The organism is Fusibacillus kribbianus, from assembly GCF_030053595.1.
GTDB lineage: Bacteria > Bacillota > Clostridia > Lachnospirales > Lachnospiraceae > Lientehia > Lientehia kribbiana.
Genome location: NZ_JASGBQ010000002.1, coordinates 236581 through 248982, shown reverse-complemented (window position 1 = coordinate 248982; position 12402 = coordinate 236581). Strand labels below are relative to the sequence as shown.

At 49.9% G+C, this 12402-nt stretch carries 11 protein-coding genes and 1 pseudogene; 4 read left to right on the top strand and 8 right to left on the bottom strand.

Features of this window, described 5'->3' with window-relative positions:
* Positions 1-32: 32 nt before the first annotated feature.
* Entirely contained in the window at positions 33-407 is a 375-nt protein-coding gene (locus QJ036_RS02870) for a RidA family protein (protein WP_283229931.1), read from the top strand.
* Between the two features lie 54 nt (positions 408-461).
* Here QJ036_RS02870 and QJ036_RS02865 read toward each other — a convergent pair whose 3' ends face one another.
* From QJ036_RS02865 to QJ036_RS02845, 5 genes and pseudogenes are all read right to left on the bottom strand, one after another.
* Positions 462-1424, bottom strand: a complete 963-nt coding sequence (locus QJ036_RS02865; RefSeq protein ID WP_283229957.1) for an ABC transporter substrate-binding protein — start codon at positions 1422-1424, stop codon at positions 462-464.
* Between the two features lie 289 nt (positions 1425-1713).
* A pseudogene (locus QJ036_RS14210) lies at positions 1714-1858 on the bottom strand (helix-turn-helix domain-containing protein); the annotation flags it as partial.
* Positions 1843-2706: a YibE/F family protein gene (locus tag QJ036_RS02855; RefSeq protein WP_283229929.1), complete on the bottom strand. Its 864-nt coding sequence runs from the start codon at positions 2704-2706 to the stop codon at positions 1843-1845. The pseudogene QJ036_RS14210 and the gene QJ036_RS02855, both read right to left, overlap by 16 nt.
* Before the next feature lie 60 nt (positions 2707-2766).
* Entirely contained in the window at positions 2767-3567 is an 801-nt protein-coding gene (locus tag QJ036_RS02850) for an alkaline phosphatase (RefSeq protein ID WP_283229928.1), read from the bottom strand.
* 65 nt (positions 3568-3632) lie between these two features.
* Positions 3633-3818: a hypothetical protein gene (locus QJ036_RS02845; RefSeq protein WP_283229927.1), complete on the bottom strand. Its 186-nt coding sequence runs from the start codon at positions 3816-3818 to the stop codon at positions 3633-3635.
* A gap of 209 nt (positions 3819-4027) precedes the next feature.
* Between QJ036_RS02845 and QJ036_RS02840 the strand changes: the two genes are divergently transcribed.
* Positions 4028-4936 carry a hypothetical protein gene (locus QJ036_RS02840; protein ID WP_283229926.1) on the top strand — a complete coding sequence of 303 codons (909 nt, stop codon included), beginning with the start codon at positions 4028-4030 and terminating at the stop codon, positions 4934-4936.
* Between the two features lie 51 nt (positions 4937-4987).
* Here QJ036_RS02840 and aroA read toward each other — a convergent pair whose 3' ends face one another.
* Both aroA and QJ036_RS02830 read right to left on the bottom strand, forming a co-directional pair.
* Positions 4988-6259, bottom strand: a complete 1272-nt coding sequence (gene aroA, locus QJ036_RS02835) for a 3-phosphoshikimate 1-carboxyvinyltransferase (RefSeq protein ID WP_283229925.1) — start codon at positions 6257-6259, stop codon at positions 4988-4990.
* Between the two features lie 20 nt (positions 6260-6279).
* Positions 6280-7380: a prephenate dehydrogenase gene (locus QJ036_RS02830; RefSeq protein ID WP_283229924.1), complete on the bottom strand. Its 1101-nt coding sequence runs from the start codon at positions 7378-7380 to the stop codon at positions 6280-6282.
* A gap of 258 nt (positions 7381-7638) precedes the next feature.
* Here QJ036_RS02830 and QJ036_RS02825 point away from each other — a divergent pair, with 258 nt between their 5' ends.
* Complete coding sequence (locus tag QJ036_RS02825) at positions 7639-9720, top strand: elongation factor G (RefSeq protein ID WP_283229923.1); 2082 nt, start codon at positions 7639-7641, stop codon at positions 9718-9720.
* 162 nt (positions 9721-9882) lie between these two features.
* On the top strand, positions 9883-11484 hold the full coding sequence (locus QJ036_RS02820; protein ID WP_283229922.1) for a spermidine synthase: 1602 nt from the start codon (positions 9883-9885) through the stop codon (positions 11482-11484).
* Here QJ036_RS02820 and QJ036_RS02815 read toward each other — a convergent pair whose 3' ends face one another.
* Complete coding sequence (locus QJ036_RS02815) at positions 11485-12375, bottom strand: AraC family transcriptional regulator (protein ID WP_283229921.1); 891 nt, start codon at positions 12373-12375, stop codon at positions 11485-11487.
* Positions 12376-12402 lie beyond the last annotated feature (27 nt).

The following is a 12402-nucleotide window of genomic DNA, read 5'->3' as shown; positions in this document are numbered from 1 at the left end:
GGAGAGTCTGAAAAGAATTGGAGGAAGACAGGATGAAGGCAGTGACACCGGAATACAAAGGAGAAAACAAAGGGCATTATTCGGCGGGGATGATCTCCCGCGGGATGCTTTACATATCGGGTCAGCTTTCCATAGATCCGGATACCCGGCGTCTGCCGGAGGGCGGCGTGGAGGCGCACATGGCCCAGGCACTTTCCAATCTGGACCGGGTCCTTACGGAAGCAGGAGCCGGCCGGGAGCAGGTGGTCCAGTGCCGGATCTATGTGACTGATATTGAGAACTGGGATGCAGTCAATCGGGTCTACAGCGAATATTTTGGAGATCATAAGCCGGCCAGGATCGTGGTGCCGGTCCCGGCTTTGCATTTCGGCTGTCTGGTGGAGATTGAAGCGGTGGCTGAGCTTTAAGCTTCGGCCTGCCCAGACCCCGCAGTGCGGGATACCGGAACAGGCCGGGAGAGATCATTTCATTTTTTCTGCAGCTTTTTCGGCGTATTCTGTGGTGACAAGATCTTCATAGGGAACCTTTTCCTCAAGCTCGCCTGCTTCTGTCAGGATATCCTGGAGGAGCTCGAAGCTTTCTTTGCTGAAAACCAGATCTGTTTTCCAGGTGTCCTGGGTAAGGTAGCGCTCTACGATGGCCGCGATGGTATCTATCTCGGTCTCTGCAAACTGGGGAGCAATGACTGAGGCAATCTCTTCGGCGGAATGGCTGTTTACGAAATCCAGGCCCTTCTGGATGGCATTGGTGAAGCCCTGGATGACATCTTCATGCTCCATATAATAGCTCTGCTTTGCACAGTAGGCAGTATAGGGCACATAACCGGAATCCACTCCGAGGGATGCGACGACCTTACCGGCTCCCTGAAGCTCGATCTTTGTGGCGAAGGGCTCAAATTCGACGGTGTAATCGGCGTCACCCTCCATGAAGGCGGCAGCAGTCAGACCGAAATTAATGCTCTGGTCTATGGCCAGATCCTTCTTCGGATCAATGCCGTTCTTTTTCAGAATGTATTCAAAGACCATCTGAGGCATACCGCCTGCACGGCCGCCCAGAACTTTCTTTCCTTTTAAATCCTCCCATTGAAAGCCCTCATCTGCCTCCCGTCCAACTAAAAAGTTTCCGGCCCGCTGGGTCAGCTGAGCAAAATTGACGGCATAATCGGAGCTTCCCTCGACATAAACGTAAATGCTGGCCTCAGAACCCATAAACCCGATGTCGGCATCGCCGGAGATCAGGGCGGTCATGACCTTGTCGGCTCCGGCACTGTTCACCAGGGTCAGCTTAATTCCTTCTTCCTCAAAATAGCCGTTTTCGATGGCCACATACTGAGGAGCATAGAAAATGGAGTGGGCAACTTCACTTAAAGTGACAGGGGTCAGGCCGTTCTCTTCACCTGATTGTTTGCCGCAGCCTGCGAACATGGCAAAAAGCAGAAGGGTGTACAGGATGAGACAAAGGCTTCGTGTTGGAAAACGTTTCAGATTCAAGGGTTATTTCTCCTCGGAGATTACTTATTGGTATAATATGGGAGCGAGGCGGAAGGTGTGAAGAGGGATTTCTGACCATATTCAGTTATCCGGTTTCGTTGATTATTGCTGAATGATTCTTTGCCATCGTTTATGGATTTTACCCAAAGGAAAACTTCGTCATAGGTGGAAGTTTTTAATCTTTGATCTGTCTCCAAAACAATGGCGGTAATTTCCTCCCCGGTCAGATCTTCCTGGAACGAAAGCAGTGTATCAAGGGATATTCCAAGAAGCCGCGCAATTGGTGCAAGTAATGCGATGTCCGGATAAGAATTTTCATTCTCCCATTTATTCACAGCAGGTGTTGTGACACCTAATCGATTTGCCATTTCTTCCTGTGTGTTGTGGTTGTCGAACCGCAGGCGGCTCTGCCGACGGCAAAGCCTGATAAAATAGCGTCTCTGGCGCTGATATCCGGCTTTTTTTCTACAATCTCATAAACTGCAGAACAAATATCAACAGAAAGATCCATGACTGCTCCGTGAATCTGAAACAGGTCAGTAAAAAGGTAACCGAGTACAGCGGTGACCAGAATTCCCAGTGCTGCGCCGGAAATCGATGCAAGGCATCTGCGGTCCCAGCCATAGATCAGGCTGAGTACCGGAAAGGTAAGCAGCAGTACCAATATTATGGAAACCCATATCGGATTCCAGCCATTCAGCAAACTTGGAATCAGTACCTTCCACATCAAAAGAATGGTGTCTATAAAGGAAAGGATCGCTCTTAATCCGGTATCCCGGGCAAACAATAAAAGAAGAAGGATAAAAAGCACTGCTAAAATGACTTCTTTATCAAGCCGAAAGTGATCTGTCATGTATACCGTCGTGATTTCACCGGCAGCATGGCTGACTACCACAAAGGCTTTATCCCCGACAGAAAATAGCTTGTCCTCTGCCAGAGAGCCGTTCAGCTGGTTTACCGCTGTGACCTCTCTGCCTTTGAATTGTCCACTTAAAATACGCACTTGGCACCGTTGTTCACCGTTGCGGACAAGCCCTGTATCTACAATATCACTTTCATCGGTGGATAAGACAAGAGCGTCAACCCGGTCTGCGTTTTGATAGGATAAGGCGCCTTCGTACCCGGTAGGAAGAAACAGAAGAACGACAAACAGAAACAGTGACAGCAGCACCGGCCCAAAGGTTTTCTTTTTCCTTAGGTTAATAAGATATTTCATAAAACTTCCAAACGCCAAAACACAGGGAGCATTCCGCTCCCTGTGTCATGCTTTTTGTAATTAGTTTATTCCCAGCATTGCGGCCAGCCTGTTGTAGATTTCAGTGTTGTCATAGTAACCGCTGAAAGCTTCAGCGCCGATACCGTCAGCAAAGACAGCCACTGGAAGACCGGTATGGGAGTAGCTGGTGAAATCCACACCAGACTTGTTGTTCAGAATATGGGTAACCGTCACAGAGAAAGGATTGTATTCGCCGTAGAGTACATATTGTTCCTGCGTGAACTCATCCACGTTGTAATCTGTCATGCTAAGATCATATGCGGTACGCAATCTCTGAATCTCATATTCAGTTAGAACCAGACGGTCATTCTCTTCACCGACCATCTTCAGGCCAAACAGAGCTTCCACGTCCTTCATTGCATCTTCGAAGGAAGTGAGGTTCTCTTTATAGGAAGCCATATACTGTTCATCGAATTGAGCGTAGGAAATTTTCTGATTGGTTAAAGTATCAAGGTAAGTGTCATAGTCAGTACCTGCAAAGCCGATGGTCAGGCCGCCGGGTTCATGGTCACCGGTAACAAGGATAAGCGTTTCTTCAGGATGTTCTTTGGCAGCATAGTCAGCCAGAGCCCACTCGCCGTCAACACGGTCCATTTCATAATCCATGGCATCGGAATCGGCCAGATGCTCGTCGATCAGAATGACTTTACTGTCATCGGCAGTTACAGCCTGAGTATAGGTTACTTTGTAGGCGGCAGCTTCTGCCAGATCATACAGACTGGTCTTATCCTTATCCGCACCGGTGACCTTTTTCAGACCACCGCCTGCGAAGTATTCAAAGCCGGAGTCTACCAGTTCCAAACCAATCTCATAATAATCATTACGGCTGGCCTGATATGCATAAAAGGCAGCGGGGGTAGCATGATTCAGGTTGACAGAGCTGACCACGCCGATCTTCCAGTTCTTCTGTTCATGAAGTTCAGCTTTACGGGGCCGTCCAGAACAGCGCCGTCCCGTTCTTCCGCTTTGACACTGGGCAGAGCTTTTTCAAAATCGTCGTCTGCGATTGCACCCAGATAATCAGAAGACGCCTGAAACTGGGGATAACTCATACCGTCGCCGATGTTACCATTTTACCCAATCCATGTAAAATCAGAAACGGGCAGCATATGAATTCTGCGTAAAGTTTTTTATGAGATTTTCTGCCCAGATCCGGGAATTCTGAAGAATTTGTGAATTTTTTGCGTTTTCTCCGGTTATGTGCTAGAATAATCTTCTGCAGGAAATGGATAGGATCTGGATTCTGATTGGAGATGAAAATATGAAAGAAACGGTCAATGACTTTACCGGCGTGGATTTTGTGCCGGAAGATACAGAATGGATACCGGACGAGGACAGCAGGGTATGGGAAGCTGACAGGGAAACAGACGAAGAAGAGACGGTGGTTTTGAAAACTGCCAATGCCCCGGAGCTTTACGCAGAAGACATGGACGAGACAGTCGTATTAAAGCCTTTTTCGGAGAGGAAAACGGAGTTTGGCGGGGAAGAACAGTACTGGGAAGAGCAGTACCGGGAAGAACTGGATACCGGCTGTCAGGAACCGGAATGGGAGGAACCGGAATGGGAGGGACCGGTTCGGCGGGAGTCGAAGAACCGCAGAAAATATGGCAGGGATCCCTATGAAAGAGAAGAGGAGATCGCAGAGATCCGGCCAATGGCAAGAGAAATAACGGGAAAAAGGGTAAAAAGAAAGAGAAAGACGAAAACGTCCCGCGGATATTTTCTGCTTTTACGTCTGGCCACGGTGGCATTCCTCGGAGTGATCTGCGTTGCCCTGCTTCGCGGCTTTTTGATGCAGCGGTCGGCGTTGGGCTCGTTTTCCGATGCGGTCACCAGAAAGAATTATGCGGAGCTTCTGTATCTGACTCTGGCGGTTCTTACGGTGGCATATGGGGCCCTTTCTATGGTCTGGACTCTTGGACGAAGGAGGGTATACTGTGACGGAAGGCTTAAGAAGGTCGATACGGGACGTGGTATGACAGCTTTTGTGCTGTTCAGTCTGTTGGCGTTCCTTGGCGCCAGATGCACTCTTTATCTGCCGGATCATCCTGCTTTTCTGGGCGGCTTCACCCAGTATCTTTTGGTGGTGGTGTCCGCTCAGTACGTGATCTATGGCTGCAGCGCTCTTGGAATTTTGTGCTGCATTCTGAGAAGAATCAAAAAGGCTTAAAAAGAAAATGCCGGGAGCTTACCGTAAGCGGTCAGTCCCGGCGTATTTTGTTTATTTCATGCAGCGATCCAGATCTTCATAGAAATTTGGATAGGAAATCCTTACGCAGTCCCGGCCGGTGATTTCCGGCATTTCGCCGCAGATCAGTCCGGCGACTGTGAAGCTCATGGCAATCCGGTGATCCAGATGGCTGTCGATGACAACGCCGTGGAGGGGGCGGCCGCCATGAATGATCATGCCGTCCTCTGTTTCTGTCACATCGGCACCCATGGCAGAAAGGCTTTCCACCATAACGGCGATGCGGTTGGACTCCTTGACCTTAAGCTCGGCAGCATCACGGATGACAGTGGTTCCTTCTGCAAAGCAGGCGGCCACAGCGATGACGGGAAGCTCATCGATCAGAGTGGGGATCAGGGAACCACCGATGTCAGAGCCGCAGAGAGGCGCGGACTTCACAAGAAGATCGGCAACCGGTTCACCGGAGCAGATCCGCTCATTGAGAAGGGTAATGTCTGCACCCATGGCCTGATAGACCCGGAGGATTCCGTCCCGTGTGGGATTGATTCCAACATTTTTAATGAGGAGCTCAGAACCGGGAATCAGGGCAGCGGCAGTCAGGAAATAGGCGGCGGAGGAAATGTCCCCCGGTACAGCGATCTCCTGGGCAAAAAGCTCGTCCGGCGGCTTGATGGAAGCTGTGGTTCCCTCACAGGAAACCCTGGCGCCAAAGCCGCCCAGCATGAGTTCGGTATGATTTCTGGAGACATAAGGCTCTGTAACCCTTGTAATGCCGTCGGCGTAAAGCCCTGCCAGGAGAATGGCGGATTTTACCTGGGCCGAGGCGACGGGGGACTGATAATGGATACCGTGAAGCTTCTGTCCGCATATGCGAAGGGGTGCACATCCATTGTTGTCAAGGCTGGTGATCTTCGCCCCCATTTGAGACAGAGGAGTCATGATCCGGCCCATGGGACGCTTCCGAATGGAGGCGTCTCCTGTCAGCTCCGTGGTAAAGGGCTGGGCAGAGAGAATTCCAGAAATAAGTCTTGTGGTGGTACCGCTGTTTCCGCAGTCCAGAACATCTGCCGGCTGAGACAGGCCGTGGAGACCTTTGCCGTGGATGAGCACCTCATCCGTATGATTTTCGATGGAGATTCCCATGGCCCGGAAGCAGTCGATGGTGGAGAGGCAGTCGGCACCCTGGAGGAAATTTGTCACACGTGTCGTGCCCCTGGCCAACGCACCGAACATGATGCTCCGATGGGAAATGGATTTATCGCCGGGGACAGCAAGCTCCCCGCGAAGCGGTTTTATCTTTGTCATAAGCTACCTCTTGTGATGATCTATCCTTTGTGATATACCGTGTAGCGGCACTGGGTCAGAAGATCCACGGCCTTCGAAGAAGCCTCCTCACCGTAAAATTCGATCTTGAGAACGCCCTCCTCGAATTCCCGGTTGTGGATGATGCCGATATTTTTAATGCTGATCTGATGGGCAGCCAGGATTGTTGCAATGGTCGCAATGGCTCCCGATTCATCCACGATATCACAGTACAGGGCAAATTCCTTCTTGATGGGGCCTGCAGACCGGTTTGGAATAGAGTTCCGGTATTCCCTGGAGGTGTCGAACAGGTCATAGATCGCCTGTTCATCGCCGTCAGCCACAGCAGTGCGGACCTTTTTCAGTGCTTCAATATAGTCGCCGAGGATGGACTGGATATTATCCCGGTTGGTGGCGCAGATCTGCTGCCACATGACGGGGGAGGAGGATGCGATCCTTGTGATATCCTTGAAGCCGCCGGCAGCCACCAGCTTCATGGTCTGCTCGGGGGTATCCTTGTCCTTCACCAGATTTACCAGACTGGAGGCGATCAGGTGGGGCAGATGGCTGATGCCTGCCACAATGTAATCGTGCTCCTTATAATCCAGGATCAGGGGGAGGGCGGACAGGGAAAGGGCCAGCCCCTTAAGCTCTTCCACCTTGTCCGGCGGGGACAGGGGAGTGGGGGTAATGACGTAATAAGCGTTTTCCACCAGATGATCGTTGGAATACTGGTAGCCGCTTTTTTCCGATCCGGCCATGGGATGTCCGCCGATGAAATTGGCCTCCATGCCCATGCGGGCAACCGCCTCATGGATATTGGTCTTTACGCTTCCCACATCGGTTAAAATGGCGTCCTTCCGGAGAAAGGGCCGGATGGCCGTCAGATATTCTTCGTTGTAGGAGACAGGGGTACAGAGAAAGATGTAATCGCACCGTGTCAGATTTTCATCGACTCCGTCCAGGGCTTCATCAATGGAACCGTCGGCGAGAGCCGCATCCAGTGTCTCACGGTGACGGGCAAAGGCCATGATATAATGCTCTTTATTGGCACGCTTTAAGCCCTTGGCGATGGAACCGCCGATCAGGCCCAGACCAATAAAGCCGATAGTCAGATTTTTCATTTTTTCTGTGTCCTTTCTGGATATCCGGCGGTCCGAAAACCGCCTGTACCATCGTTATTTTAGAGCAGAACAGGGGCTTTGTCAACACTTTTGCACGTTAAAGCGTTACGGTGCAGGCGGGTTTGTCTGATTTTCATATTTTTGTTGCTATTTTCGAAAATTTTTAGTACAATATAGCTAAGTCACGAGATGCAGACATCTTGCCGCAAATTCCTGGGCGGCGCTGGGGCTAATACGAACTTAAGGGAGGAAGTAGCTATGAACGTTTTTGAATCGGAAAGAATTCGCAACGTCGTATTATTGGGGCATGGAGGAGCAGGTAAGACGACTTTGGTTGAGGCAATGGCTCATGTGACCGGAGTTACCGCACGTCAGGGAAAAATTACCGATGGCAATACCATCAGCGATTTCGATAAAGAGGAAACAAAGAGACTGTTTTCCGTATCTACAACCGTAGTTCCCATCATGTGGGAAGGCGTCAAGATCAATTTTTTGGATACTCCCGGATATTTTGATTTTGTGGGAGAAGTGGAAGAGGCTTTAAGCGTCGCAGATGCGGCGATCATCGTAATAAATGGAAAGTCCGGTGTGGAGGTTGGAACCCAGAAGGCATGGGAATACTGCGAAGAACACAATCTTCCCAGGATGATCTTTGTTACCAACATGGATGATGATAATGCCAGCTATCGTCAGATCATCGAGGATCTGCAAGGACTCTACGGCAAGAGAATCGCACCGTTCCATCTGCCGATCCGTGAGAATGAGCGGTTTGTAGGCTTTGTAAATGTAGTGAAGATGAAGGGCAGAAGATTCTTGAGCCTTTCTGATTATGAAGAGTGTGAGATTCCTGATTACTCCATGAAGAATCTGGAGATCTGCCGTGAAGCGCTTATGGAAGCAGTTGCAGAGACCAGTGAGGAGTATATGGATCGTTACTTTGCAGGCGATGAGTTTACCTATGATGAGGTTTCCATTGCGCTGCGTCAGCATGTTATGGACTGCGGCATTGTTCCCGTACTCATGGGTGCAGGTGTCAACGGACAGGGTACTACCATGCTTCTGCAGGCAGTTGAGAAATATTTCGCATCCCCTGAAAAGCTGGAGGTGACCGGTACCTATGCAGCTACCGGAGATGTGTTTGAGGCCAATTATCAGGATGCCAATCCTCTGAGCGTCAAGGTTTGGAAGACTCTTGTGGATCCTTTTATCGGAAAGTATTCCTATGTGAAGGTCTGCTCCGGTGTTCTCCGCGCAGACAGCGTTCTTTACAATGCAAATAAAGAAACAGAGGAGAAGGTTGCCAAACTGTTTGTGATGCGCGGCAGGGAGGCTATTGAGGTTTCTGCACTCAGAAGCGGCGATATCGGCGCCATTCCCAAGCTGACTGTGACCGGTACCGGCGACACACTTTCCACCAAGGCAAAGGCCATCGTTTTTGACCGTCCCGAGATCTCCAAGCCTTACACCTACATGTGCTACAAGGCAAAGAACAAGGGCGATGAAGATAAGATCGCAGGCGCTCTTTCCAAATTGATGGAAGAGGATCTGACCCTGAAGACAGTCAATGATAAGGAAAACCGCCAGACTCTGCTGTACGGCATCGGCGATCAGCAGCTGGAAGTGGTGGTGAGCAAGCTCCTGAACCGTTATAAGGTGGAGGTTGAGCTTTCCAAGCCCAAGGTTGCCTTCCGTGAGACCATCCGCGGCAAGGTTAAGGTACAGGGCAAGCATAAAAAGCAGTCCGGCGGACACGGCCAGTACGGTGATGTTGTCATCGAATTTGAGCCCTCCGGCGATCTGGATAAGCCTTATGTATTTGAAGAGAAGATCGTGGGCGGCGTTGTTCCCAAGAATTACTTCCCTGCGGTAGAGAAGGGTATTCAGGAATCCGTTCTCAAGGGGCCGCTTGCAGGCTATCCCGTTGTTGGCCTGAAGGCAACTCTGGTATTCGGTTCCTACCATGCAGTTGACTCTTCCGAAATGGCCTTCAAGATGGCAACCATTCTGGCAGTGAAGAATGCCTTTGCAGATCCCGCTTCCAAGCCTGTCCTTCTGGAGCCCATCGCGTCCCTGAAGGTGAAGGTGCCGGATAAATTTACCGGTGATATCATGGGCGATTTAAACAAGAGAAGAGGTCGTGTGCTGGGCATGAACCCGGACCACAAGGGCAATCAGATCATTGAGGCGGATGTTCCCATGTCTGAGCTGATCGGCTACTCCACCGATCTGCGTTCCATGACCGGCGGTATCGGACATTTTGAGTATGAATTTGCCCGCTATGAGCAGGCTCCCAGCGATGTACAGGCGAAGGAGATTGCAGCGAGAGCAGCAGAAGAATAAAATATGTTCAGACACCCGTGAGAGAACAAAACTCCCACGGGTGTTTTTTCTTTTTCCTGATATTTTCAGTTGTGAAAAAGCCTTTTCAATTTGCGAGGCACGTGTTATAATCAGGCAGAACTTTTTGCAGAATATGGAATTTGAGTGGAACCGAGGACAGAGATGAAAACGAGAAAAATTTTAAAGAATAAGTATTATCTTTACATGACAGAGTTTTTTGCAGGAATGTCGGTGATGGCTGTGGAACTGGCGGCCAGCCGTCTTCTGGCTCCTTATTTCAGTTCATCCCAGATCGTTTATACCATCATTATCGGAACGGTCATGATCGCTATGGCGCTGGGAAATATCTGGGGCGGAAGGACAGCGGATAAAAATCCCGATCCTGATCGGCTGTACATGCGCCTGATCATTGCTTCTGTCTGGATCGCAGCCATTCCTCTGGTGGGCAAATACATTATTCTGGGGATATCTGCCCTTCTCGTCTTTACGGTGAGCAGCAATCTTCTTACCTGGGCGGCTTTTTGCACCTGTATGGTTATTTTTGTGTTCCCTCTGTTTCTTCTGGGTACTGTGACACCGTCACTTGTAAAATATACCGTGGACAGCCTGGATGACAGCGGAAAAGTAGTGGGTACCCTGGGCGCCTTTAATACGGTGGGCAGTATTATTGGCACCTTTCTTCCTACTTTTGTGACTATTCCGGCAGTAGGCACCTCGGTCACATTTCTGATTTTTTCCGGAATTCTTCTGATTCTGGGAATCATCTATTTTGTCAGCGAAAAGACAAAGCTGGTGAAATGCATTGTCAGCGCCGTTCTGTTCCTCGGGTGCAGTGTTTCTGCTTTTTTTGACAGCTTTGCTTTCTGGGAATCAAATCTTTTGTATGAAGGAGAATCTATTTACAATTATCTTCAGGTCAAGGAGGATGAGGACAGTGTGATTCTGTCCACCAATGTGCTGTTCGGTGTTCAGTCGATCATGAAGAAGGATGACAGCCTGACGGGGATGTACTATGATTATGCGCTGGCGGCGCCGGTCATGGCAGGGGTTTGCGAGAAGGAGGAGGCAAAGATCCTGGTGCTCGGTATGGGAACCGGTACTTACGCGACACAGTGCCACCGTTATTTTGATCAGGTATCTGTGGAAGGAGTGGAGATCGATCAGAAAATTACGGATCTGGCCAGAGCGTATTTCTGCCTTCCGGAGACGGTACAGGTGACCACTTATGACGGCCGGGCTTTTTTAAATGTGAACAGGGAAACGTATGATGTGATCATGGTGGATGCTTATCAGGACATCACCATTCCCTTTCAGATGTCGTCCAGGGAGTTTTTTCAGATGGTACAGGAGCATCTGAATGAGAATGGCGTCATGGTTGTGAATATGAATATGCACACGGACAAGGAAGGGAATATCAATCAGTATTTGTCGGATACGATTGCTTCGGTTTTTGATACCGTATACACGGTTGATGTGACAGGCTCCACCAACCGGGAACTGTTTGCCTTTATGGGAGAGAAGCCTTTAGCGCAGTTTCAGGAGGCGACAGAAGAGCTTTCGGATACCGGACTTCGGAATATGATGGAAACGGTGGCGGCAAATCTGGAACAATATGAGAAAGGCACATATCTTCTCACAGATGACAAGGCGCCGGTGGAGCTTCTTGGAATGTCCGTCATCGATGAACTGATTCAGAATGAGGTCGGATATTATAAAAAGGTGTTTGAGGAAGAAGGGGTAGGCGGACTGCTGGACAGCTTCTGATCACAGAAACTGTTTCCTGTAAGCACTGGGCGTCATTCCGGTCTGTTTTTTAAAGGTTTCGGCGAAGTAGCTGCTGCTCTGAAACCCGGTCATGCCTGCAATTTCCGTGATCGGGAGCCTACCGTCCGCCAGAAGCGGCAGACTTTTTTCGATCCGGCAGGAAATTACATATTCCATGGGACTTTGATGAAGAATGCGCCGGAACAGCCTGCAGCATTCGCTCTGACTCAGGGTACAGGCATCGGCAATATCATCCAGAGTGATCAGGCTTCCGTAGGACTGCTGAATATAGGTCATGGCCTGTTTCATACGGGCGATATCCTTTCCTGATCGGGAGTGATCGGTTACGGTTTCCATGGTATTTTCATATAGAATTCTCCACAGTCTGGACAAAAGCTCCAGAAAGCGGAGCTGCAGAAAAGAGGCCCTGTTGAGATCCAGCAGAGCTATTTCTTTTATGATGGAAAGAAGCTCTCTCTGCCAGTCCACTGTGCTGCTTAAGGGAAGGCCTGTGAGGTTGGAGTTGGAGAGGAGCGGGGTGATCATCTCCTCAAAAATAAAGCTTCCCGGCTGACCCAAAAGAACAGGATCAAACAGGATCGCTTTATAAAGACAGTCGTTTTTTCCGTCAGGAAGATAGGCATGCAAAACATTGGTGTTGAAAAAGATACCGTCTCCCGCTGTCAGGCGGCAGGGGGTATCGTTGATCTGACAGATGACGGAGCCGTCGGTTACAAGAGCAAATTCCACCTCCGGATGCCAGTGGAAAAGGGCTGTGCTGTGAAGAAAATCAGACAGGCGCTCGTGTTCCACCCGCAGGGGAAAGCGGCCGTCCAAAGTACGGTTCAGTTCCCTCATGTTTTTGTCTGTATAAATGATTCGTTTCTGCATAGAGACCTCCAAAACAGGAATGGGAAG